This is a genomic window from Blastococcus sp. SYSU DS1024, assembly GCF_054050795.1.
Genome location: NZ_JBJHAA010000024.1, coordinates 34,398 through 55,011 on the forward strand (window position 1 = coordinate 34,398; position 20,614 = coordinate 55,011).

Annotated in this window: 22 protein-coding genes and 1 riboswitch; of the genes, 7 read left to right on the plus strand and 15 right to left on the minus strand. The window is 75.6% G+C overall.

Annotation, left to right across the window (positions count from 1 at the left end):
* Positions 1–40: 40 nt before the first annotated feature.
* Together ACI79S_RS17935 and ACI79S_RS17940 are read left to right on the plus strand one after the other, a co-directional pair.
* Positions 41–817 carry a cyclase family protein gene (locus ACI79S_RS17935; protein WP_456594797.1) on the plus strand — a complete coding sequence of 259 codons (777 nt, stop codon included), beginning with the start codon at positions 41–43 and terminating at the stop codon, positions 815–817.
* Positions 814–2,466: a thiamine pyrophosphate-binding protein gene (locus ACI79S_RS17940; RefSeq protein ID WP_456594798.1), complete on the plus strand. Its 1,653-nt coding sequence runs from the start codon at positions 814–816 to the stop codon at positions 2,464–2,466. Before ACI79S_RS17935 ends, ACI79S_RS17940 begins: the two co-directional genes overlap by 4 nt.
* 12 nt (positions 2,467–2,478) lie before the next feature.
* Here ACI79S_RS17940 and ACI79S_RS17945 read toward each other — a convergent pair whose 3' ends face one another.
* The 3 genes from ACI79S_RS17945 to ACI79S_RS17955 all read right to left on the minus strand — a co-directional run bounded on the left by ACI79S_RS17945 (position 2,479) and on the right by ACI79S_RS17955 (position 4,202).
* Entirely contained in the window at positions 2,479–2,841 is a 363-nt protein-coding gene (locus ACI79S_RS17945; protein ID WP_456594799.1) for a DUF1330 domain-containing protein, read from the minus strand.
* Positions 2,842–2,892: 51 nt separating this feature from the next.
* A complete protein-coding gene (locus ACI79S_RS17950) occupies positions 2,893–3,657 on the minus strand; it encodes an SDR family oxidoreductase (protein WP_456594800.1) in 765 nt (254 codons plus the stop codon).
* Between the two features lie 71 nt (positions 3,658–3,728).
* On the minus strand, positions 3,729–4,202 hold the full coding sequence (locus ACI79S_RS17955; protein WP_456594801.1) for a hypothetical protein: 474 nt from the start codon (positions 4,200–4,202) through the stop codon (positions 3,729–3,731).
* Positions 4,203–4,357: 155 nt separating this feature from the next.
* On the opposite strand from ACI79S_RS17955, the gene ACI79S_RS17960 reads away from it, so the two are divergent.
* Positions 4,358–5,230, plus strand: coding sequence for an alpha/beta fold hydrolase (locus ACI79S_RS17960; protein WP_456594802.1), 873 nt, complete (start codon positions 4,358–4,360; stop codon positions 5,228–5,230).
* A gap of 21 nt (positions 5,231–5,251) precedes the next feature.
* Here ACI79S_RS17960 and ACI79S_RS17965 read toward each other — a convergent pair whose 3' ends face one another.
* The 6 genes from ACI79S_RS17965 to ACI79S_RS17990 form a co-directional block, all read right to left on the minus strand.
* Positions 5,252–6,880 (minus strand): peptide chain release factor 3, encoded by a 1,629-nt coding sequence (locus tag ACI79S_RS17965; protein ID WP_456594803.1) that lies wholly within the window; start codon positions 6,878–6,880, stop codon positions 5,252–5,254.
* 127 nt (positions 6,881–7,007) lie between these two features.
* Positions 7,008–8,585 carry a polyamine aminopropyltransferase gene (locus ACI79S_RS17970; RefSeq protein WP_456594804.1) on the minus strand — a complete coding sequence of 526 codons (1,578 nt, stop codon included), beginning with the start codon at positions 8,583–8,585 and terminating at the stop codon, positions 7,008–7,010.
* Positions 8,586–8,589: 4 nt separating this feature from the next.
* Positions 8,590–9,054, minus strand: coding sequence for a DUF350 domain-containing protein (locus tag ACI79S_RS17975; RefSeq protein WP_456594805.1), 465 nt, complete (start codon positions 9,052–9,054; stop codon positions 8,590–8,592).
* 49 nt (positions 9,055–9,103) lie between these two features.
* Complete coding sequence (locus ACI79S_RS17980; protein WP_456594806.1) at positions 9,104–9,511, minus strand: DUF4247 domain-containing protein; 408 nt, start codon at positions 9,509–9,511, stop codon at positions 9,104–9,106.
* The gene (locus tag ACI79S_RS17985; RefSeq protein WP_456594807.1) at positions 9,508–10,017 is read right to left on the minus strand and encodes a DUF2617 family protein; all 510 of its coding nucleotides are present in this window, start codon (positions 10,015–10,017) and stop codon (positions 9,508–9,510) included. Before ACI79S_RS17985 ends, ACI79S_RS17980 begins: the two co-directional genes overlap by 4 nt.
* On the minus strand, positions 10,014–10,628 hold the full coding sequence (locus tag ACI79S_RS17990) for a DUF4178 domain-containing protein (protein WP_456594808.1): 615 nt from the start codon (positions 10,626–10,628) through the stop codon (positions 10,014–10,016). Before ACI79S_RS17990 ends, ACI79S_RS17985 begins: the two co-directional genes overlap by 4 nt.
* Before the next feature lie 66 nt (positions 10,629–10,694).
* On the opposite strand from ACI79S_RS17990, the gene ACI79S_RS17995 reads away from it, so the two are divergent.
* Positions 10,695–11,258, plus strand: a complete 564-nt coding sequence (locus tag ACI79S_RS17995; protein ID WP_456594809.1) for a sugar O-acetyltransferase — start codon at positions 10,695–10,697, stop codon at positions 11,256–11,258.
* Here ACI79S_RS17995 and ACI79S_RS18000 read toward each other — a convergent pair.
* Positions 11,255–12,340, minus strand: a complete 1,086-nt coding sequence (locus ACI79S_RS18000) for a glycosyltransferase family protein (protein ID WP_456594810.1) — start codon at positions 12,338–12,340, stop codon at positions 11,255–11,257. The two genes, ACI79S_RS17995 and ACI79S_RS18000, sit on opposite strands and share 4 nt — an antisense overlap.
* Before the next feature lie 197 nt (positions 12,341–12,537).
* Here ACI79S_RS18000 and ACI79S_RS18005 point away from each other — a divergent pair, with 197 nt between their 5' ends.
* Entirely contained in the window at positions 12,538–13,431 is an 894-nt protein-coding gene (locus tag ACI79S_RS18005) for an ATP-grasp fold amidoligase family protein (RefSeq protein ID WP_456594811.1), read from the plus strand.
* Between the two features lie 40 nt (positions 13,432–13,471).
* Here ACI79S_RS18005 and ACI79S_RS18010 read toward each other — a convergent pair whose 3' ends face one another.
* Complete coding sequence (locus tag ACI79S_RS18010; protein ID WP_456594812.1) at positions 13,472–14,248, minus strand: DivIVA domain-containing protein; 777 nt, start codon at positions 14,246–14,248, stop codon at positions 13,472–13,474.
* On the minus strand, positions 14,245–15,384 hold the full coding sequence (locus ACI79S_RS18015) for a globin domain-containing protein (RefSeq protein ID WP_456594813.1): 1,140 nt from the start codon (positions 15,382–15,384) through the stop codon (positions 14,245–14,247). Before ACI79S_RS18015 ends, ACI79S_RS18010 begins: the two co-directional genes overlap by 4 nt.
* A 247-nt stretch (positions 15,385–15,631) precedes the next feature.
* Here ACI79S_RS18015 and ACI79S_RS18020 point away from each other — a divergent pair, with 247 nt between their 5' ends.
* Entirely contained in the window at positions 15,632–16,621 is a 990-nt protein-coding gene (locus ACI79S_RS18020) for an ATP-binding cassette domain-containing protein (protein ID WP_456594814.1), read from the plus strand.
* Entirely contained in the window at positions 16,618–17,451 is an 834-nt protein-coding gene (locus ACI79S_RS18025; RefSeq protein WP_456594815.1) for an ABC transporter permease, read from the plus strand. The genes ACI79S_RS18020 and ACI79S_RS18025 overlap by 4 nt, the downstream gene beginning before the upstream one ends.
* A 15-nt stretch (positions 17,452–17,466) precedes the next feature.
* Here the strand turns inward: ACI79S_RS18025 and ACI79S_RS18030 are convergent, their stop codons facing one another.
* The 3 genes from ACI79S_RS18030 to ACI79S_RS18040 form a co-directional block, all read right to left on the minus strand.
* A complete protein-coding gene (locus tag ACI79S_RS18030; RefSeq protein ID WP_456594816.1) occupies positions 17,467–18,696 on the minus strand; it encodes an MFS transporter in 1,230 nt (409 codons plus the stop codon).
* Positions 18,697–18,809: 113 nt separating this feature from the next.
* Positions 18,810–19,973, minus strand: a complete 1,164-nt coding sequence (locus tag ACI79S_RS18035; protein WP_456594817.1) for a C40 family peptidase — start codon at positions 19,971–19,973, stop codon at positions 18,810–18,812.
* 14 nt (positions 19,974–19,987) lie between these two features.
* A riboswitch (cyclic di-AMP (ydaO/yuaA leader) is annotated at positions 19,988–20,141 on the minus strand.
* 146 nt (positions 20,142–20,287) lie between these two features.
* Positions 20,288–20,614: SAM-dependent methyltransferase (locus tag ACI79S_RS18040; protein ID WP_456594818.1), on the minus strand; the 327-nt coding region annotated here is incomplete at its 5' end.

Sequence of the window (20,614 nt, forward strand, 5' to 3'; positions counted from 1 at the left end):
TTGGCTGACGGCCGTTCCGCACGTCTGCGAAGGGACCGCCATGCCGATCCTCCAGAGCCTCGCCGAGGCGCTGGTCAGCGCGCGGGTCGAGGTCGTCGACCTCACCGCGCCCCTGTCGGCGGAGACGCCGGTCATCCAGCTGCCCGAGCAGTTCGCCCAGACGGCGCGGTTCGAGCTGGAGGAGCTGAGCCGCTACGACGACCGCGGCCCGGCCTGGTACTGGAACAACTTCCGCACCGGCGAGCACACCGGCACGCACTTCGACGCGCCCAACCACTGGGTCACCGGCCGGGACGGCGACGACGTGGCGTCCGTCCCGGCGCGGCGGCTGATCGCCCCGGCCGTCGTCCTGGACTTCTCCGCGCAGGCCGCTGCGGACCCGGACTTCCTGCTCGAGGTCGACCACGTGCGGGAGTGGGAGGCCACCCACGGGCCGCTGCCCGAGGGTGGCTGGCTGCTGTTCCGCACCGGCTGGGACGCCCGGTCGGCCTCCCAGCAGGAGTTCCTCAACGCCGACGGCACCGGCCCGCACACCCCCGGCCTGTCGGTGGAGTGCGCGCGCTGGCTGGCCGAGGAGTCGCCGGTGCTGGGGCTGGGCGTGGAGACCGTGGGTACCGACGCCGGCGCGGCGCACTCCTTCGACCCGCCGTTCCCCTGCCACGCGGCGTTGATGGGCAGCGGGAAGTACGGGCTCACCCAGCTGCAGAACCTCGCGCTGCTGCCGCCGACCGGCGCCCTGCTCGTGGCCGCCCCGCTGCCGATCGTCTCCGGGTCCGGCTCGCCGTCACGGGTGCTGGCGCTGGTCGAGCGGGGGTGACCGGAACGCTGCCGGGCACGGGGCGGACGGTCGCGGCCGCCGTCGGGGAGACGCTGGTCGCACGCGGGGTGGACGCGGTCTTCGGCGTCGTCGGCTCGGGCAACTTCGTGGCGACCAACGCGATGGTCGCCGCCGGGGCCCGGTACGTGGCGGCCCGGCACGAGGGCGGCGCGGCGACGATGGCCGACGCCTACGCCCGGACCAGCGGCCGGCCGGCGGTGCTCAGCCTGCACCAGGGCTGCGGGCTCACCAACGCGCTCACCGGCATCACCGAGGCCGCGAAGAGCCGCACCCCGCTGGTGGTGCTGACGGCCGAGGCCACCTCGCCGCGGTCGAACTTCTTCGTCGACCAGTTCGCCCTGGCCACGGCCGTCGGGGCGGTGCCCATGCGGGTGACCACGGCGGAGGGCGCGGTGGCGGGCGCCGCCGCCGCGGTGGACACCGCCCGGCTGGATCGGCGCACCGTCGTGCTGAACCTCCCGCTGGACGTCCAGTCCCTCGCCGCGCCGCCGTCCGCACCGCCGTCCGCGCCGCACCGGCCGCGGCCCGTGCCCGACGACGCCGAGGTCGTCCGCCTGGCCGAGGCGCTGCGCGGCGCCCGGCGGCCGGTGTTCGTGGCCGGCCGTGGCGCCCGGGGTGCCCGGACGGCGCTGGAGGCCCTGGCCGAGCGCTGCGGCGCGCTGCTCGCCACCTCGGCGGTGGCCCGGGGCCTGTTCCGCGGCAACGCGTGGGACCTCGACGTCTCGGGCGGCTTCGCGACCCCGCTGGCGGCGGAACTCATCTCCGGCGCCGACCTGGTCGTCGGCTGGGGCTGCCAGCTCAACATGTGGACGATGCGCCACGGCCGGCTGATCGCCGAGGACGCCGTCGTGGTGCAGGTCGACGACGACGCGGCGGCGATCGGGGCGCAGCGCGAGGTCGCGCTCGGCGTGGTCGGTGACGTGCGCGCCGTCGCCGAGGCCGCCGCGGCACGGCTGGAGCCGGTCGCCGGCGGCTACCGCTCGCCGGAGGTGCGGAGCGCGATCGCCGCCCGCGGGCGCTGGCGGGACGAGCCGTACGGCGACGGCGGGGACGGCGGGCGGATCGACCCCCGCGCGCTGACCGTCGCGCTGGACGACCTGCTGCCCGCCGAGCGCGTGGTCGCCGTCGACTCCGGCAACTTCATGGGCTACCCGAGCATGTTCCTCGACGTCCCCGACGAGCAGGGCTTCTGCTTCACGCAGGCGTTCCAGTCCGTCGGCCTGGGTCTGGCGACCGCCATCGGCGCGGCGCTGGCCCGGCCCGACCGGCTGCCGGTGGCCGCCCTCGGCGACGGCGGCACGCTGATGGGGGCCGCCGAGCTGGAGACCGTCGTCCGCCTGGGCCTGCCGATGGTCGTGGTGGTCTACGACGACGCCGGCTACGGCGCCGAGGTGCACCACTTCGGCCCGGACGGGCACCCGCTGGACACCGTCCGCTTCCCGGAGACCGACTTCGCCGCGATCGCCCGCGGCCACGGCTACGCGGCGGTCACCGTGCGGCGGACGGCCGACCTCGAAGGGGTCGCCACCTGGCTGGCCGGGCCCCGCACGGCGCCGCTGCTGATCGACGCCAAGGTGACCCGCGAGCAGCCGTCGTGGTGGCTGGAGGAGGCGTTCCGCGGCCACTGAGGCCGCAGCCGGTCACCAGGCGGTGGTGGCCTGCAGCACGGCCTCGGTGAGGGCGCGGGTGCGCAGCCCGGTCACCTGCTGGTACTCCGGGTCGGCGACCATGCGGCTGAAGGCCTCCCGCGAGGGGTAGCGGACCAGCAGCACCGCGTCCCAGGCCTGACCTGCCTCGGCCACCAGCGGCGTCGACCCTTCACCGGCGTAGAGCACCTCGCCGCCGTACCGGGGGAGGAACGTCGTGGAGAGCGCCTCGGCGTACTGGGCGTACAGTTCCCGGCCACCCTCGGCGAACCGGAGCAGGTTGAGCATCACGACGGGCCCGCCCGGGTCCTCCTGCAGGTAGCGCTTCAGGTCCGCCCCGCGGGGATCGATCGCCATGCCGGCAAGCTAGCAAGCGCGCCCGGTGGCCAGCGGCCCCGGCCGCCGCGGTCACGGCCAGCCCTGCTCGTGCAGCGGCGTCACCGTGACCTGGTTGAGGACCAGGTGGTCCGGTGCGCTGACCACCCACGCGACGAGGTCGGCGACGTGACCGGCCGGCAGGGCGTCGGTGGCCGGCGTCTCCGCGCCCTCGCGGCCGGTCGTGCGGCGGTCCGCCGGGTCCCACGCGCCCCAGGACGTCGCCATCGCGCCGGGGTAGAGCACGCACGCCCGGATGCCGTGCGCCCGCCCCTCGGCGGCCAGCGACTGCGTCAAGCCGGTGAGGGCGAACTTCGAGGAGCAGTAGGCCGCCGCGTTCGCCCACCCGCGGAGCCCTGCGACCGACGAGATGTTCACGATCGTGCCCCCGCCGGCTGCGCGCAGGTGCGGGAAGACGGCCTTGCTCAGCACGAAGGGGGCGCGCAGGTTCACCGCGAGGACACGGTCCCAGTCCTCGATCGTCGTCTGCTCGACGCTGCCGGGGACGTCGGTGCCGGCGGCGTTGACCAGGACGTCCACCGATCCCCAGGCCGCGACGACCTCCTCGACGGCGGTCCGGGTCTCCGCCGCGCCGGCGAGATCCACCGCCGCGCTGAGAGCGGTTCCACCCCCTTGCTCCACCTCACGCTCGACGGCGGAGAGGTCACCGGCGTCGCGTGCGAGGAGGGCCACGCGGTACCCGTCACGCGCCAACCGGAGCGCCACCGCCCGCCCCAGTCCGCTGCTCGCGCCGGTGACGATCGCCACCCGCCGTCGTGCCGTGTCCGTGCCTGTCACCTGGCCTCCCGAAGCCGCTCGCGCCCGAGCGCACCAGCACGGCTGGAACGCGGGCGCACGAAGATCTCCGCTCAGTGCCGTCCGGCGGGATCGAGCAGCCGCTCGAAGACCGCGCCGGTGGCCTGCGCCTGGACGTACTTGTCCACGAGGTCCACCACGAGGTCGCGTCTCGACCACCGCGTGGGGTGGTACAGCCCCAACGCGGCGTTGAGCAGCACGTCTCCGGGGTAGACGGTCGCGAAGACGGCGTTCACCGCCTTCTGGCCGCGGGCTCCCCGGAGTGCGGCGACGCCGTAGGCGGCACCCCACATCGCCCCCAGCGAGAAGTGCGTGGCCCAGTTCAGCCGCCGACGACCCCGCGCGGTCTCCGGGGCGACGGGCAGCACCTTCTGGGCGAAGTCGGCCGGCGCGTAGCTCTCGCCGCGGCGGGTCAGCGGCATCTCGACGAACTCCTGGAAGGCCGTCATGACGACGGTGCCGCCGATGCCGGCGAGCACGCTCCGTGCCAGCACGCCGGCGGCCGACGGCTGTCTCGATGTGGGCACCGGTGACAGCTACCCGCGCAGATGACCGGCACACCTCCGCTCGGGGGAGGCGCGGTGCCCACCGGGATCCCGGAAGCGGCCCACCACCCTCGCACGGAGGGGCACGAGCCGGGCCGGACGGTGAGGTTCCGCCCGGCCCGGGTAGGGGCGCAGTCATGCAGAGCGCACCACAGCTCCGGGACAGCACCCTGCGGCTCCGCGACGGCCGCACGCTCGCGTACGCGGAGTACGGCGATCCGGAGGGCCGGCCGGTGCTGGGTTGCCACGGGTCGCCCAGCTCCCGGCTGGAGCGGCACGTCGAGGACCCGGAGGACTACCGGCGGTGGGGCGTGCGGTTCATCGTCCCCGACCGTCCCGGCTTCGGGCGCTCGGACCCGCAGCCCGGCCGCCGGGTCGCGGACTGGCCCGACGACGTCGCCCAGCTGCTGGACCACCTCGGCATCGACCGGTGCGCGGTGCTCAGCCTCTCCGGTGGCGCCGCGTACGCGCTGGCCTGCGCCCACGAGCTCGGGGAGCGCGTGTCGACCGTCGGGATCCTCGGCGGCGCGCCGCCGCCGGACGTCCCGTGGCCCTGGCCGCGCTGGATCCCCGGGCAGCTGCGGGCGGCCCTGCACCGACCGGCCCGGCTGGCGGCCGTGCTGCGCCCGGTGCTCGCCCCGATCGGGCTGCGGCCGGCGATGATCCCCCGCTACCTGCAGCTGCGGCTCAACGCGGCCGATCGGCGGGTGATCGGGCGCCCGGTCGTCCGGCGGGTCCTGGCCGACACCTTCACCGAAGGACTGCGCAACGGCAGCGCCGTGCTCGCGGAGGACCGGGCCCTGCTGTTCCGGCCGTGGGGTTTCCCGCTGTCGGGCATCCGCCAGCAGGTGCACCTGTGGCACGGCACGCAGGACTGGCAGGTCCCCGTCGTCCTCGGGCAGGTCCTCAGCGCGATGCTGCCCCGCTGCTCGGCGCGCTGGCTGCCCGGGGAGGGGCACTTCTTCGTCTTCGACCGCGCGCAGGAGGTCTACGACGCGCTCCGGCCGTGAGCGGCCCGCTCAGGCCCGGGCTCACGCCAGCTGCGCGGCCACCAGCGGCTCGAGGGTCACCCGCGGGTGCCGCTGCTGCAGCATCCGGAGCGCCCACTTGTCGGGGAACAGCGCCAGCAGCTCGCCGCTGGTCCGCCGCACCACCTCGACGCCGCCGGAGGAGGCGATCAGCGGGAGGGACTCCTCGTCGGTGCGCATGGCCAGGCTGTAGGGCAGCCGGTCCAGCGCGACGGGGGCGTGGAACTCGTGCTCCATGCGGTGCGTGGCGACCTCGAACTGCATCGGCCCGACGACGGCCAGGACCGGGGAGCCGTCGCCGCGGCGGTCCGAGCGCAGCACTTGGACGACCCCCTCGGAGTCCAGCTGCTCGATGCCCTTGCGGAACTGCTTGTGCTTGGCGGTGTCCCGGCTGCGGACGACGGCGAAGTGCTCCGGGGCGAAGGTGGTCAGCGGCGGGAAGGCGACCGGCCGCTCGACGTACAGGCTGTCGCCGACGCCCAGGGCCGAGGCGTTGACCAGCCCGACGACGTCGCCGGGGTAGGCGGTCTCGATGCTCTCCCGCTCCCGGCCGAACACGTGCTGCGCGTACTTGGTGGTGAACGGGCGCCCGGTGCGGCCGTGGGTGACGACCATGCCGCGCTCGAACACCCCGGAGCAGATGCGGATGTAGGCGAGCCGGTCGCGGTGTGCGGCGTCCATCCCCGACTGCACCTTGAAGACGAACGCGCTGAACGGTTCGTCCAGGTCGCGGACCGCGCCCTCGGCGTCGGGCCGGCCCGACGGTGCGGGGGCGAGGTCGACCAGCGTGTCCAGCAGCGCACCGACGCCGAAGTTGGAGACCGCGGAGGCGAACAGCACCGGAGTCGTGACGCCGGAGAGGAACGAGTCCTGGTCGTGCTCGGCCCCGGTGGCCTCGAGCAGCTCGGCCTCCTCCTGCGCCTGCCGCCAGACGTCGCCCTCCCGGGCGGTGGCCTCGGCCGCGGTCAGCAGCTCCTCGGGGGCGATCGTCGCGCCGCCGGCGGTGCGGGTGAAGCGGCGGAAGGTGCCGTCGCGCCGGTCGAGGACGCCGCGGAAGTCGCCGGCGATGCCGACCGGCCAGGTCAGCGGCGTGGGGGTGAGCCCGGTGCGCTCGGCGATCTCGTCCATGAGCTCGAGGGCGTCCTTGCCGGGGCGGTCCCACTTGTTGACCACGGTGACGATCGGGATGCCGCGGTGCTTGCAGACGGCGAACAGCTTCATCGTCTGCGTCTCGAGGCCCTTGGCGGCGTCGACCAGCATGACGGCGGCGTCGACGGCGGTGAGCACCCGGTAGGTGTCCTCGGAGAAGTCGGCGTGGCCGGGGGTGTCGAGCAGGTTGATCACCGCGTCGCGGTACTCGAACTGCAGCGCGGCGGAGGTGATGGAGATGCCGCGGGCCTTCTCCATGTCCATCCAGTCCGACACCGTGCCGCGGCGGCCGGCCTTGCCGTGCACCGCGCCCGCCTGGCCGATGACCCGGGCGTGCAGCGCCAGGGCCTCGGTGAGCGTGGACTTGCCGGCGTCGGGGTGGCTGATGACGGCGAAGGTCCGCCGGCGGGCGGCCTCGGCGAGGGCCGACTGCGCGGCCGGGCCGGCCTCGTGTCGTTCGGCTGCGTCGGTGGCGGCGGCCACGGTGGCACTCTCCTCGTTCGGTCTGCGTCCCGCGGCGGCCGGCCCTCGGGCGGCGTCCAGCGGGTCCGGGCACGCGACCCGGACGAGCGGCCCGGAAGGGCGGCCCACGACGAGAACGCTACATGCGTCAGCCCACGTAGCCGCTGCGCATGTCGTCGACGATCCGCGGCCGGTCGAGGGTGGACGGTTCCAGGCGCTGCGGGCGCCGGTCGGCCGGGAAGACGCCGGAGGCCTGCAGGACCGCGTCGTCGAGGAACCGCAGCGGCGGGGCCGCGGGGGAGAGGGCGAGCCCGGGCGGGGTCCCGCCGGACTGCGCCACGGCGAAGCCCCAGTCGCCGAAGCTCGGCACGTGCACGTGGTACGGCGTGGCCGCGAGCCCGGCGGCGTCCAGGGTCGAGACGGTGCGCCAGAAGGCGGTCGGCGTCGAGTAGGGGCTGCCGGCCTGCACCGTGACCAGCCCACCGGGCGCCAGGGCGGCGCCGACGAGCCCGTAGAACTCGGTCGAGTAGAGCCGGCCGAGGACCGGGGTGTCCGGGTCGGGCATGTCCACGACCACCGCGTCGAACCCCGTGGCGGCCGGGGAGCGCAGCCAGCGGAAGGCGTCCTCCAGCACGACCTCGACCCGCGGGTCGTCCAGCGCGCCGGCGTTGAGCCCGGCCAGCCGGGCCCGCGCGAGGTCGACGACCGCCGGGTCCAGCTCCACCTGCACGACCTCGCGGACCGTCGGGTGGCGCAGCACCTCGCGCGCGGCGAGGCCGTCCCCGCCGCCGAGAATCAGCACCCGCCCGGGATCGCGGGCCAGCACCGGGTGGACGAGCGCCTCCGTGTAGCGGTGTTCGTCGCGGCTGGAGAACTGCAGGTCGCCGTCCAGGTAGAGCCGGGTGTCGTCGCCGCGCTCGGTGAGCACGATCTCCTGGTAGTCCGACCGCTGGGCGGTCACCACGGGGTCGGCGTAGAGCCGTTGCCGGGCGGTGGTCTCGATGTCGCCGGCCCGGAGGAGCAGCACCCCGAGGACGGCGGCCGCGGCGAGCAGCGCCGCGGTGGCGGTGCGGCGGGCACGGGGGGTGAGCTCCCCGCGGAGGACGAAGGCGGCCACGACCGCCGCGGCCAGGAGGTTGAGCACCCCGGTGAGGGCCGCGCCCCGGATCTGGCCGGCCAGGGGCAGCAGGACGAACGGCCAGGCCAGGCCGCCGAGCAGGGCGCCGGCGTAGTCGGCGGCGTTGAGGTCGGCGAGCACCGAGCCCGAGCCGCGCGCGTCGATGCCGCTGCGCCCGGACTGCAGCAGGGTCATGAGCAGCGGTACCTCGGCACCCACGAGGATCCCGATCACGGCGGTGCCGGTCAGCAGGACGGCGCTGCTGGTCCCGTAGAAGGAGAACGAGACGTAGAGCGTCACCGCGCTCAGCCCACCCACGATGCCGAGCGCGATCTCCACCGCCACGAAGGTCGCGGCGGCGTGCCCGAGGAACGGCTTCACCAGCAGCGCGCCCGCGCCGAGCGCCGCGACGAACCCGGCCACGATGAGCGAGGTCTGGGTGATCCCACCGCCGGTGAGGCTCGCCGACAGGGTGAGCAGCACCAGCTCGTAGATCAGCCCGCACGCCGCGCAGACCGCGACGGCCGCCAGCAGCAGGGGGCGCGAGCGCACTCCGCCGCCCGCCGCGGCGGGCGCGGTCGCCGGCACCTCGCGCGCGGACGCCGTCACGGTCTCAGGACAGCGCGGCGGCGTTGACCGCGCCGATCGCGACCAGGCTGACGGCGACCGCCCAGGCCGATCCGCGCATCCGCGGCTCGTTCACCAGGGCGCGCAGGTCGGCGGGGATGACCGCGTCCAGCACCCGCAGGGCCAGGGCCTGCAGCAGCACGCCGACCAGGCCGTAGACCGCCGTGTCCACCAGCCCCTGGCCCAGGTTGTCGGCGCTGGTCATGATCGCCGTGACCACGATGATCGCCAGCGCGAGGTGGTTGGCGGCCAGCAGGATCGCCGCGTTCGGGTTGTGGTCGAGGTAGACCTGGGTGCGCAGGTTGCCCGGCGTGATGAGGTCGAGCGCGAGGAAGCCGAGGGCCAGCACGCCGACCCCGATGACGAAGAACAGCAGCGTCGCCACGACACCCTGGGTCAGCAGGTCGGCGTCGACGTGGCCGAACTGCAGGGCCTGGTAGGTCGAGGTCACGTGGGGTCGCTCCCGGTCTCGGAGGTGGTGGAGGCGCGCACGGGCGGGATCACTTGGCGTCCCCGGGGCCGCCGCCGCCGCCCGTGCCGGCGGGGGAGCCCGGCCGGAAGCCCGGCCCGAGGAAGGCGAAGAAGCCGCTGCGGTACCGGCCGTCGAGGTCCTCGACGCGCACGGTGCTGCCGGCGGTCGCGGTGCTGACGATGACGATGTCGTCGTCGTAGCGCAGGTACTCGTTGCCGCCGTCGGCCTGCCGCTCCGCGGGCGGGACGGCGTCGGCGATGGCCGCGGTCGTGGTGCCCACCGGGTCGGGCGAGGCGTAGACGGCGGCGTCGCCGACGATCTCGGTCCGCTCGTAGGTGTTCTCGAGGTGGGCGCGGATGGGGGTCCCGGTCCCGCAGCCGGCGAGCAGGACGGCGGCGGCCAGCAGGAGGCCGAACACCCGGTGCAGGTCTCTCACGGTGCCCACCTGGTTCGTGTGGTGACGACCTCGCCGGTCTCGCCGGCGGGGTAGAGGTGCCAGGTCCGCCACGCCCATCCGCCGCCGGCCAGGGGCCGCGCGGTGAGGGCGGTCAGGGCCCCGGCCGCCCCGGGGAAGGCGCCGCAGAGCCACGCGGGGTCGGCGCCGGCCCGGTCGCGCAGCCGCAGCGCGCTCGCGTCCAGCTCGGTCCGGGTCACGGTGGTGACCGAGGAGGTGAGCGCGTAGCCGCCGGACCGGGTGCTCCGCGGCAGCGGATCGCCGCCGGCGCCGACGGCGTCGCAGGAGACCTCCTCGGTCAGCCGGCAGCCGGGGAGGGCGGCGATGACCACGTGCGAGGCGCCGAGCACCCCCAGCGTGATCGAGCCACCCCGGCCGTCGTCCAGCCGGAGCCGTGCGAGCGGCTCGGCCGGCGGTCCGTCGAGCACCAGGCCGAGCGCCGTCGCGGAGACGTCGCGCGGCTCCACGTCGAGCACGTGCAGGCTCATGCGTCGGGGGTGCGGTGGTAGACCGTGAGCTCGCCGCGGCTGACGGCCCGGCCGGTGGAGACCTCCCAGGACTGGGTGGGTGCCCAGCGCTCGAAGGCCAGCAGGCCGGTCTTGTCCGCCGTGGCGTAGTCGGCGTACTCGACGGTGCCGCTCGGCGGGGTGCCGGTGGTGCCCTCGGCGGTGTAGCCGGCCCGGCCCCGTTCGATCTGGCGGTGCACGCGGTCGTCGAGGATCACGTCGCCCTCGGGCACGAGGTTCGTGCCCTCGCGGCGCATCCACAGCGTCATCTCGAGCTCACCCTCGTCGTCCTCGACGGTGAGCCAGCGGCGGCCGGTCGACCCGTCGAGCAGGTGCTCGCGCCAGGTCATCCCACCCTCGTCGAGGACGATCGTGCCGCGGACCACGTGGTCGACGCCCGCGTACGTGATCACGTCACCGACGCCGATGGCGTGCGGGTCGTAGACGTCGGGCTCGTCGGCCAGGGGGTCGACGCGGGGCCGCGGTCCGGCGGCCCGGGCCAGGTTCCGGCGGCGGAGCACGAGGATCACCACGGCGAGCACGGCGAGGGCCACGAGGACCACGACGAGGAGGACGAGCAGGACATCGGGCATCGCGCGGCCTCCCGGCTCGGTACGGACCGGGCGAACCTATCGCGGCGGCCTGGCTAGCGTGCAGCCATGGGCGGGATGAAGGATCGGATGCTGTCGGGCCGGCCCTACCGGCCCGACGATCCCGACCTCGCCGCCGACGGCCGGCGGGCCGCGGCCCTCCTGGCCCGCTACAACGCCGAGTCCGACGGCGTGGCCCGGCACACCCTGCTCACCGAGCTGCTGGGGTCGGTCGGCGGCGGCACGACGATCCGCTCGGACTTCCGCTGCGACTACGGCTACCGCATCTCCGTCGGCGCGTTCTGCTTCGTCAACTGGGGTGGCGTCTTCCTCGACGTCGGCTCCATCACCCTCGGGGACCACGTGCAGCTCGGCCCGGGGGTCCAGCTGCTGACCGCCGGCCACCCCGTGGACGCCGGGCTCCGCCGGGCCGGCTGGCAGCAGGGGGCGCCGATCACCCTGGGCGACGACGTCTGGCTCGGCGGCGGCGTGATCGTGCTGCCGGGCGTGACCGTCGGCGCGCGCACCGTCGTGGGGGCGGGCTCGGTGGTCACCCGCGACCTGCCACCGGACGTGGTGGCCGTCGGGAACCCCGCGCGCGTCGTCCGCTCGCTCGGTGCGGAGCGGCCCTAGACGGGCACCGGCGGGCGGACCGTGCCGGCCGGCCGGCCGGTCACCGCGGTCAGCCAGTCGTCGGTGCGGTGGGCCCAGGTGCGTCCCGCCGCCCAGGCCCGGCGCTCGTCGGCCCGGCCCGGCGGCTCCGTGGCGGCCGCGCGCAGCGCCTCGACCATCTCGTCGGCGCCGGAGACGACCGCTGTGTGCGGCGGCACCTCGCCGGAGTGCTCGAGGTGCCCGGCGGTGGCCACCACGGGCAGGCCTCGGGCGGAGTAGTCGTAGGTCTTCATCGACGACTGCCCGAGCGCCCGTGCCGCGACGTCGGGGACCAGGGCGACGCGGGCGGCGTCCAGCACGGCCGGCAGCCGGGTGCGGGGCGTCAGCCCCCGGTAGGTGAAGCGCCCGGGGAACTCGCCCTCCAGCGCGAGGAAGCGCGCGCGGGCCGGGGCCGAGCGGTCGGGGAACACCAGCTGGCCGTGCACGGCGAGGGTCCAGTCGGGCAGCGCGGTGAGCACGGCCCGGACCAGGTCGACGTCGAAGCGCTCCGCGACGCTGCCCACGTAGACGGCGTGCCGCTCCCCGCGGGGTGCGGCGCGCGGCGCGGTCAGCAGCGCCTCGTCGGTGCCGTTCGGGACGACGACCGGGCGCCGACCGGGGAACAGCCCGGCGAGGACCGGGTTCACCACGACGATCTCGTCGGCCTCGTCGGCGATCCGGCGCAGCTGGGCCGGGACGTTGCGGGCGTGCGGGAGGAGCCGGGACCAGTCGTCGGTGCAGTCGAAGACCACGCGGCCACCGAGGCCGCGGGTGGCCCGCCAGTCCCACGGCAGCATGAGGACGGTGACGTCCTCGGCCCAGCCCGAGCGGCGGAGGAAGCCGCCCAGGAGCCCGGCGTCCACCCGCTCGGCCAGGGCACCCCGGGAGCCGGGCAGGACCGTGGAGCGCTCGGTCACGGTGACGCCGCCGCAGACCTCGGCGAACCGCGCCGCCCGCAGGTGCCGCCACCAGTTCCCCGGGTCGGTGCGCACCCGGTGGACGTCCGCCGGGGCCTGGACGAAGCGGACACGGCCGCCCCGGCGGACCAGCTCCCGGGCGATCATCTGCTCGCGGCGGATCGCGGGGTGCCACGGGTCCTTCGCGACGAACCCGACCCGGGCGGCAGGAGGGACGGGGTTCAGCGGGGGGCTCCTGCGGTGCGCACGACTCCTGACCCTAGGACGCCGGGGCGCGGGCGGCTCGGCAGACTGGGCGGCCGGGAGCCGGGCGGAGCGCGGCGGGTCGAGGGGCGGTGCGTCGGGTGCTGGACAGGCTGCCCCGCGAGGTGGTCCACCGGTTGCCGCTGCCGGCGAAGCGGGCCCTGCTCTTCCGGGAGGCGCACGGCCGGTTCCCCCGCCGCCCGCCGCGGACCTTCACCGAGAAGGTCAACTGGCGGGTGGTGCACGACCGCCGCCCGCTGATCGCGCAGCTCGGCGACAAGCTGGCGATGAAGGCGTACGCCGCACGGGTCTGCCCGGAGCTGCGGGTGCCCCGCGTCCTCTGGGCGGGCACGGACGTCGCCGACCTGGCTGGGGTGCCGCTGCCCGGGCACTGGGTGCTCAAGCCCAACCACGGGACCATGCGGGTGCGGCTGGCCTCCGGACGGCCCGACGTCGCTGCCCTGCGGGAGGCCACCGCGGGCTGGCTGGACGAGCCGCTGTTCCGCACCCGGGGGGAGTGGGTGTACAGCCGGGCCCGGCGCCTGCTGCTCGTGGAGGAACTCCTCGGCCGCCCCGGCGTCCCGCCCGCCGACCACAAGCTGCTGGTGTTCGGCGGCCGGGTGCAGCTGGTGCAGGTGGACACCGGCCGGTTCAGCGCTGGGCACCGGCGCCGGCTCTACACCGCGGAGTGGTCGCCGCTGCCGTACGTCGACCCGGGGCTGACCCTGGGGCCGGCCGAGCCCCCGCCGGCGAGCTACCCGGCGATGCGGGCGGTGGCGGAGGAGCTCGGCCGGGAGTTCGACTTCGTGCGCGTGGACCTCTACGACGTCGACGGCGAGCTCTGGTTCGGCGAGCTGACCCCGTACCCCGGCGGCGGGCTGGACCGGCTGCACCCCGTGGTGGACCGGGAGCTGGGCGCCTGCTGGGACCTGCCGCCGCGGGCGGCCGTCCGCGCACCCCGGGGCAGCCGCCGGGGCGCTCCGCCCGCGCGGTGACGGCGCACCGCGGGCGGTCGGCCGGCCGGGCGGCAGCGGGTCAGGAGCCGGAGGCGGGGGCGCCCGCGCGCGCCGCCCGGCTCTCGGCGTCCTCCTCGGACCGCGCCGTCCCCTCGGCGCTGTTGGAGTGGAAGGCGGTGCGTTGCGTCGCGGAGGAGCCCGGTCGCCGGCCCGGCTCCGCGGCGGCGAGCGCCTCCGGGGCCAGCGCCGGGTCGACGCGGCCCCACTCGGTCTCGACGTCGGTGAGCAGGGCCTCCAGGTAGGCCCGCAGCTGCGCCCGGCAGGCCTGGGCGAACGCCTTGAGGAACGCCACCTGCTCCTCGAGCTCGGCGGCGGTCCGCTGCCCGACGGCGTCGCCGCCGCCGTCACCGGCGGTGCCCCCGGTGAGCCGGGCGGCCGCCTCCTGCGCCGCCTGCATGATCGCGCCGGCGTTCTCGCGCGCCAGCCGCAGCTGCTCCTCGTACTGGTCGCGGGCCTCCGCGGTCATCTGCCGGCTGAAGTCCTCCGCCTCGGCGACGTACTCGTCCGCCGTCTGCTGGGCGCTGGCGAGGATGCGGACCGCCTGCTCGCTGGGGGGCTCGGGGACCGTGATGCCGTCCAGGCGCTGCTGCAGCTCCGCCACCTGCCGGTGCAGCTGCTCGCGCTCGCCGACCAGGGTGCTCACCTCCGCGGCCACCAGCTCCTGGAAGCGGTCGACCTGGCCCTGGTCGTACCCCGGGTGCAGCATCGTGCCCGCGGCGAACCGCGCACCCCGGATCTGCTCGGGCGTGAGCCGCCGAGCGTTCCCTCCGGTCCCGGACGTCTCGGTGGTGGTCATTCGGTCACCTTCCCCTCGGCACTGGGCCCCGGTCGGCTGGGGGCGAACACCTCGCTGCGCACCCGTTCCCGCGGCACGCCGTGCTGCAGGAGGCCGCTGACGGTCGCCTCCACCATGGGCGCCGGGCCGGCCACGAACACCTCCCGGCTGAGCCACGGGCCGTGCCGGAGGACGACGTCACCGACGTCGCCCCGCTCCAGCCCCGACAGGTCGTCGTCGGAGACCGCGCAGGTCACGCCGAGCCACGGGTGGGCCGCCTGCAGCTCCTGCAGGGCGGCGCGGTCGTAGAGCTGGTCCTCGGTGCGGGCGCCGACGAAGAGGTCGACCCGCCGGGCGGGACCCTGCCGGGCCACCTGGTCGACCAGGGCCTTCAGCGGTGCCAGCCCCATGCCGCCGGCGACGAGCAGGAGGTCGCGGTCGGAGTCGCCGGCCAGCGTGAGGTCGCCCAGCGGGGGCCCCAGCCGCAGCAGGTCGCCCTCCTCGGTGCTGCGGACGAGCGCGGTGCTGACCGGGCCGCCGGGGCGGGCCTTCACGTGCAGCTCCAGGGTGCCGTCGTCGCGGGGGGCGTTGGCGGGGGAGTAGTAGCGCCAGAGCCGCGGCCGGCGGTCGATCTCCAGGGACAGCGACTGGCCGGCCAGGTAGTTGACCGGCACCTCGGGCCGCACCTGGAGCACCGCCACGTCGATGGCGCGGCGTTCGTGGGCCACGACCTCGGCCCGCCAGGTGGCCGGCTGGTCGCCGGACTCCTCCGCCCCCTGGATCATGACCGAGGCGACGAGCTCGTAGGCCTCGGTCCAGGTGCGGGCGCGGTGCTCGTCCCACTCGTCGTCGAAGTGCTCGAGCGTCGCGAGCAGGCTGGGCATCACCGCGGGGTAGTGCGCCGGCAGCGTGCCGAACTTGCGGTGGTCGTGGCCGAGCTGCTTGAGGATGGGGACCAGCGCGTCCAGGTCGTCGACGTGGGAGACCACCTCGCCGAGCGCGTGGAAGAACCGGTCGCGCTGGTGGGCCATGGACACCGGGAACATCGCCCGCGTCTCCGGGTGGCTCAGGAACAGGTGCGAGTAGAAGTACAGCGGTGCCTCGTCGCCGGTCGCCGCGGCCTTGGCGAAGCTCGCCCGCATCGCGGCGATGTCCATGCGTGCCTCCTCGCGGCGGGGTCCGTCGGGCTGCCTGGGCGTGGCATCGGCTCCGGTGCGCGACGACGCCTGCGCGCTCCGACGTCCCCTTCCCCGGTGCGCGTGGGGTCACACGGGCAGCGGCGAGGTTTCTGGCCCACCGGTCGGCGGTGCGGCGGAAAAGTCGTTCGCCGCCGATGAGATCCCCGGGAAGAGTTCGTCCTACATCACGACGACACCGGCCGACACCGACCCGGATGAGGTACCCATGCCGCAGCACGCACCGCTGGCCGTGGAGGCGACAGCGCTGGTCAAGACCTACGGGGACACCCAGGCGGTGGGCGGGCTGGACCTCACCGTGCCGGCGGGGAGCATCTACGGCGTCCTCGGGCCCAACGGCGCGGGCAAGACGACCACCATCCGGATGCTGGCCACGCTCATCCGCCCCGACTCGGGCAGCGCCCGGGTGCTCGGGTACGACGTCGTGGCGGAGGCCGACGCGGTGCGTGCGCAGGTGAGCCTGACCGGGCAGCTCGCGTCGGTCGACGAGGAGCTGACCGGGCGGGAGAACCTGGTGCTGCTCGGCCGCCTCCTCGGGCTGTCCCGCGCCGGGGCCCGGGCGCGCGCCGACGAGCTGCTGGACGCCTTCGGCATCGCCGCGGCCGCGGGCAAGCTGGTGAAGCACTACTCCGGGGGGATGCGGCGCCGGCTGGACATCGCGGCCAGCATCGTGGTCACCCCGCGGCTGATGTTCCTCGACGAGCCGACCACCGGGCTGGACCCGCGGTCGCGCAACCAGGTGTGGGAGATCGCCCGCGCGCTGGTGACCGAGGGGACGACGATCCTGCTCTGCACGCAGTACCTCGAGGAGGCCGACCAGCTCGCCGACGGGATCGCGGTGATCGACCGGGGGCGGGTGATCGCCGAGGGGACGCCGGCCCAGCTCAAGGCGTCGGTCGGCACCGGCGCGCTGCACGTGCGGCTGCTCGACCCGGCCCGGCGCCCCGATGCCGCCGCCGTCCTGGAACGCGCCCTGGGCGCGGTGACCCTGGAGGCGGACCCGGCTGCCCTGTCGGCCGTCTGCCCGGACCCTGCCCGGGCGGCGGCGGGGATCGCCGAGCTGGCGCGGACCGGCATCGGCATCGCCCACTTCTCCCTCGACCAGCCCAGCCTGGACGAGGTCTTCCTCGCCCTGACCGGGCGCGGCGCCGAGGACCCGTCCGGACCCGCACCGACGCTCGAGGAGCGGACGTCATGAGCACAGCGACCACGACCACCGACGCCGACACCGCGGCCGTCCGCCGGGCGATCGCCGGCCGGGAGCGGCCGCCGCGGCCGGGGCCGCTGTCGGCGGCTCTCACGTTCGGCTGGCGGGGGATGCTCAAGGTCAAGCACGTCCCCGAGCAGCTGCTCGACGTCACGGTGACGCCGGTGATGTTCCTGCTGATGTTCACGTACCTGTTCGGCGGCGCCATCGCGGGCTCCACCAGCGCCTACCTGGACTACACGCTGCCCGGGCTGCTGGTGATGTCGGTGCTGTTCACCACGGTCTACTCCGGCGTCTCGCTCAACACCGACCTGACCAAGGGGGTCGTCGACCGCTTCCGGTCGCTGCCGATCTGGCGGCCGGCGCCGCTGCTGGGCTCGCTGCTCGGGGACAGCGTCCGGTACGTCGTGGCGGGCACGGTGATCATCGTCGTCGGTGTGCTCCTGGGCTACCGCCCGGATGCGGGGGTGGCCGGCGCCGTGGCGGCGCTGGCCCTGGTGGTGGTCTTCTCGTTCGGGCTGTCGTGGGCCTTCTCGGTGCTCGGCCTGCTCATGCGCAGCCCGAACGCCGTGATGAACGCGGGCTTCATGAGCATCTTCCCGCTGACGTTCCTGTCCAACGTCTTCGTCGACCCGGCCACCCTTCCCGGGCCGCTGCAGGCCTTCGTCGACGTCAACCCGATCTCGGTGCTGGCGACGGCGTGCCGCTCCCTGATGGACGGCACCCCGGACGTCGTCGCGATCGGCGTCTCGCTGGCGGTGGCCGCCGCCCTGGCCGCGGTCTTCCTGCCGTTGACCACCCGGCTGTACCGCAGCCGCTGAGCCGGGCGGCCGGGGTCAGGCGGAGCGCGCCCCGGCCACCGCGGGGCGGGGGGCCTCGCGCGGGATGGCGAGCCCACCGAGGAGGCCGGCCGCGAGCACCGCGGTGCTCACCCCGAACGCCACCTGGAAGCCCGCCACGTCGGTGAGCCAGCCCGCGATCAGGGGCCCGGCGATGGCACCCAGGTCCGCCGACATCTGGAACACCGCGACGACCCGGCCGCCCCGCCCTGCACTCAGGTCACCGACCAGGGCCGCCGGGGCGCTGGCGAGCAGTGAGGCGCCCAGCCCGAAGACGGCCATGGACAGCAGGAAGACCCAGAGGTACGGCGGCAGGACGAGGACCGCCATGGCCGCCGTCGCCAGCGCCGCGCCCGCGATCAGCGAGGGCCGGCGACCCCAGCCGTCGACCAGCCGGCCCGACCGGAGCAGACCGAGCGCCTGCGCCACCGAGCCGACCAGCAGCCCGGCCCCGGCCCAGGCCACCGTCCGGCCCAGCTCCTCGGTGACGTAGAGCGGCACCAGGGAGTTGCGGACGCCGAAGAGCACCCAGCCGACGCCGAAGTTGGCCACCAGCGCGGCCAGGTAGACCCGGGAGCGCAGCGCGCTGGCCAGCCGTACCGGCCCGGCATCGAGGTCGGGGCCGGCGACGTCGGCCGCCGGGGCCGCGGCCGGGTCGGGCTCGGCGGTGCGCAGGAGCGCGATGCCCACCGCGCCGGCCACCAGCAGGAATCCGGCGTAGAGGAAGAACGGCAGCCGGGGGGAGAGCTCGGCCAGCAGCCCGCCGGCGGCCGGCCCGGCGATGCCGCCGAGGATGAAGCCGCCCTGCCAGGTGGCCGCGGCCCGGCCGCGGTGCGACGGCGGAGCCACGCGCAGCAGCAGCGAGAGCGCCGCGACGGTGAACATGGCGCTGCCGATGCCACCGGCGGCCCGCAGCCCGAGGAACAGCGGGAAGGAGCCCGCGAGCCCGGCGAGCCCGGTGGTGACGGCGACGATCACCAGCCCGGAGGCGAGCACGAGCCGCTCGCCGAACCGCTCGACCAGGGTGCCGCCGCTGAAGGCGGAGACGAACCGGAAGAACGCGAAGGCGCTGACCGCCAGGCCGACGGCGGTGGTCCCGACCCCGAAGGAGCGGGCGAACAGGGGGATCGCGGGCGCGACGATGCCGAAGCCGAGGGCCACGACGAAGGCGATCACCGCGAGGACCCTGACCTCGCGGGGCAGCTCGCCCCGTGTCCCGACCCGCACGAGAGGCGATCGTCCCATGCGGGACGGGCGGACACGCGCGAGGCACCGGTGCGCCGGACGGCAGAGCCGCCCCGTGCACCGGTGCAGTCAGCGTGCGGTCACACCGCCGGTGGTCAGCCGGCGATCCGCCGGGCGCTGTTGTAGCCGCCCATCGAGTCGATCGACGCGACCTTCACCGGCACCCCCGACGTGGCGGCGTGCACCATCTGGCCGTTGCCGATGTAGATGCCGACGTGGCTCACCGGGCTGTAGAAGAACACCAGGTCACCGGGCTGCAGGGCGGACCGGGAGACCGGCGTGCCCATGGTCGACTGCATGCGGCTGGAGTGCGGCAGGCTGATGCCCGCGGCCGCGTAGGCGTACTGGACCAGCCCCGAGCAGTCGAAGGCGTTCGGCCCCGGGGCCGCCCACACGTAGGGGTCGCCGATCTGGGCCATGGCGGTGTTCACCGCGGTCTGCGCCGCGCCGCTGCCGCCGGACACCGGCGCGGGCGGCGCGGGAGCGGGGGCCGGAGCCGGGGCAGGAGCCGCGGCGGCCGGGGCGGGGGCCGGGGCTGCCGGCGCCGGCGCGGCGGCCGGCGCCTCGTCGGCGGGCTGGGCGGCCTCGGCGGCCTGGGCTGCCGCGGCCTCCTCGGCGGCGTGCCGCTCGGCGGCGGCCCGGGAGGCTCGCTGCTCCTCGGCGCTCAGCCGGTCGAAGTGCGCCTGGTAGACGGCGATCTCCTCGTCGAGGCGCGCTCGCTCGGCGTTCACGCGGTCGACCTGCGCCTGGGCGTCCGCCGCAGCCTGCTCTGCGTCCGCGCGGGCGCGCTCGGCATCCTCGCCGGCGGTCCGGGCCTCCCCGAGCACGCCGTTGTTGTGGGCGGCGATCGTGTCGAGCAGGCCCACCCGGTCGATCAGTTCCGTGGGCGAGCCGCTGGTCAGCATCGCCGTGACGGTGTCCAGCCGCTCACCGGTGTACGCGCTGCGGGCCACCGTGCGGACCCGGTCCCGGGCCTCGGCCAGGGCGGCCTGCGCGGCGGTGAGCTCCTCGGCCGCCGCGTCGGCGGCCGCCTGCGCCGTCTTGAGCTGCTCCCGGGTCTCGTTGAAGCGCTCGGTGAGCACCTCCAGGTCGTGCGCGCGGGCGGCGACGAGGTCCGCGGCCTCCTGGGAGGTGACCGGCCGCTCGGGGGCGGCGGAGGCGGGGAGCGGCGCCAGGACGACGCCGCCGGCGGCCACGAGGGCCAGCAGGGCCCGCCGTCCGGTGATGCGGCGGTGGGCAGGGCTGAGCGAACTCGCCATGTTCGGCGGGTCTTCCTTTCTTCCACGGCCGCCTACCGGGTTAGCTGACGGGTTCGGGCGGGAAGTCGCCCGGCGGCGGGCGGCCCGTGCGGGCCGCTCGGTCGCTTCACCCCAGGTGGTGCGTTGGGTCCCCGGTCCGGTGCCGGACGGATCCGGCGGGTGGTTCGGCGGCGTCCGGGCGGCTGTCACTGGTCGAGTGACGAGAGGGTCCGTCCGGACGGGCCCACGCTAGGTGCCGATCCGGCGCGTCACCATGCCTGCGGACGACTTCGTCCGGCCCCGTGGCTGACCGTCCGACGACCGTTCACGTGGCGTCACCGACGCGCCGCAACACGCCCGTGGTCGGCTGACGTGAGCTGGACCACCTCGCCGACGACCCAGACCGCCGGGGGGCGGACCGCGTGCTCGGTGAGGGTGCGGGGGAGGTCGGCCAGGGTGGTGCGCAGGGCGCGCTGGGTGGGGGTGGAGCCGTCGGTCACGACCGCGACCGGGGTGGCCGGGGCGCGGCCGTGCGCGATGAGGGCGGCGGCGATGGCGGGGGCGGTGTCGACGCCCATGAGGACGACGAGGGTGCCGCGCAGCGTGCCGAGGGCGGCCCAGTCGACCAGCGACTGCGGGTGCCCCGGGGGGAGATGGCCGGA

What these genes read in the sequence shown, in the direction of transcription:
- ACI79S_RS17945 (WP_456594799.1), bottom strand. Translation starts at nt 2,841, where the DNA reads ATGGCGATCGATCCCCGCGGGGCGGACCTGAAGCGCTACCTGCAGGAG.
- ACI79S_RS18025 (WP_456594815.1), top strand. Translation starts at nt 16,618, where the DNA reads ATGAGCACAGCGACCACGACCACCGACGCCGACACCGCGGCCGTCCGC.
- ACI79S_RS17960 (WP_456594802.1), top strand. Translation starts at nt 4,358, where the DNA reads ATGCAGAGCGCACCACAGCTCCGGGACAGCACCCTGCGGCTCCGCGAC.
- ACI79S_RS18035 (WP_456594817.1), bottom strand. Translation starts at nt 19,973, where the DNA reads ATGGCGAGTTCGCTCAGCCCTGCCCACCGCCGCATCACCGGACGGCGG.
- ACI79S_RS17990 (WP_456594808.1), bottom strand. Translation starts at nt 10,628, where the DNA reads ATGCCCGATGTCCTGCTCGTCCTCCTCGTCGTGGTCCTCGTGGCCCTC.
- ACI79S_RS18010 (WP_456594812.1), bottom strand. Translation starts at nt 14,248, where the DNA reads ATGACCACCACCGAGACGTCCGGGACCGGAGGGAACGCTCGGCGGCTC.
- ACI79S_RS17985 (WP_456594807.1), bottom strand. Translation starts at nt 10,017, where the DNA reads ATGAGCCTGCACGTGCTCGACGTGGAGCCGCGCGACGTCTCCGCGACG.
- ACI79S_RS17935 (WP_456594797.1), top strand. Translation starts at nt 41, where the DNA reads ATGCCGATCCTCCAGAGCCTCGCCGAGGCGCTGGTCAGCGCGCGGGTC.
- ACI79S_RS17995 (WP_456594809.1), top strand. Translation starts at nt 10,695, where the DNA reads ATGGGCGGGATGAAGGATCGGATGCTGTCGGGCCGGCCCTACCGGCCC.
- ACI79S_RS18020 (WP_456594814.1), top strand. Translation starts at nt 15,632, where the DNA reads ATGCCGCAGCACGCACCGCTGGCCGTGGAGGCGACAGCGCTGGTCAAG.
- ACI79S_RS18000 (WP_456594810.1), bottom strand. Translation starts at nt 12,340, where the DNA reads ATGATCGCCCGGGAGCTGGTCCGCCGGGGCGGCCGTGTCCGCTTCGTC.
- ACI79S_RS18015 (WP_456594813.1), bottom strand. Translation starts at nt 15,384, where the DNA reads ATGGACATCGCCGCGATGCGGGCGAGCTTCGCCAAGGCCGCGGCGACC.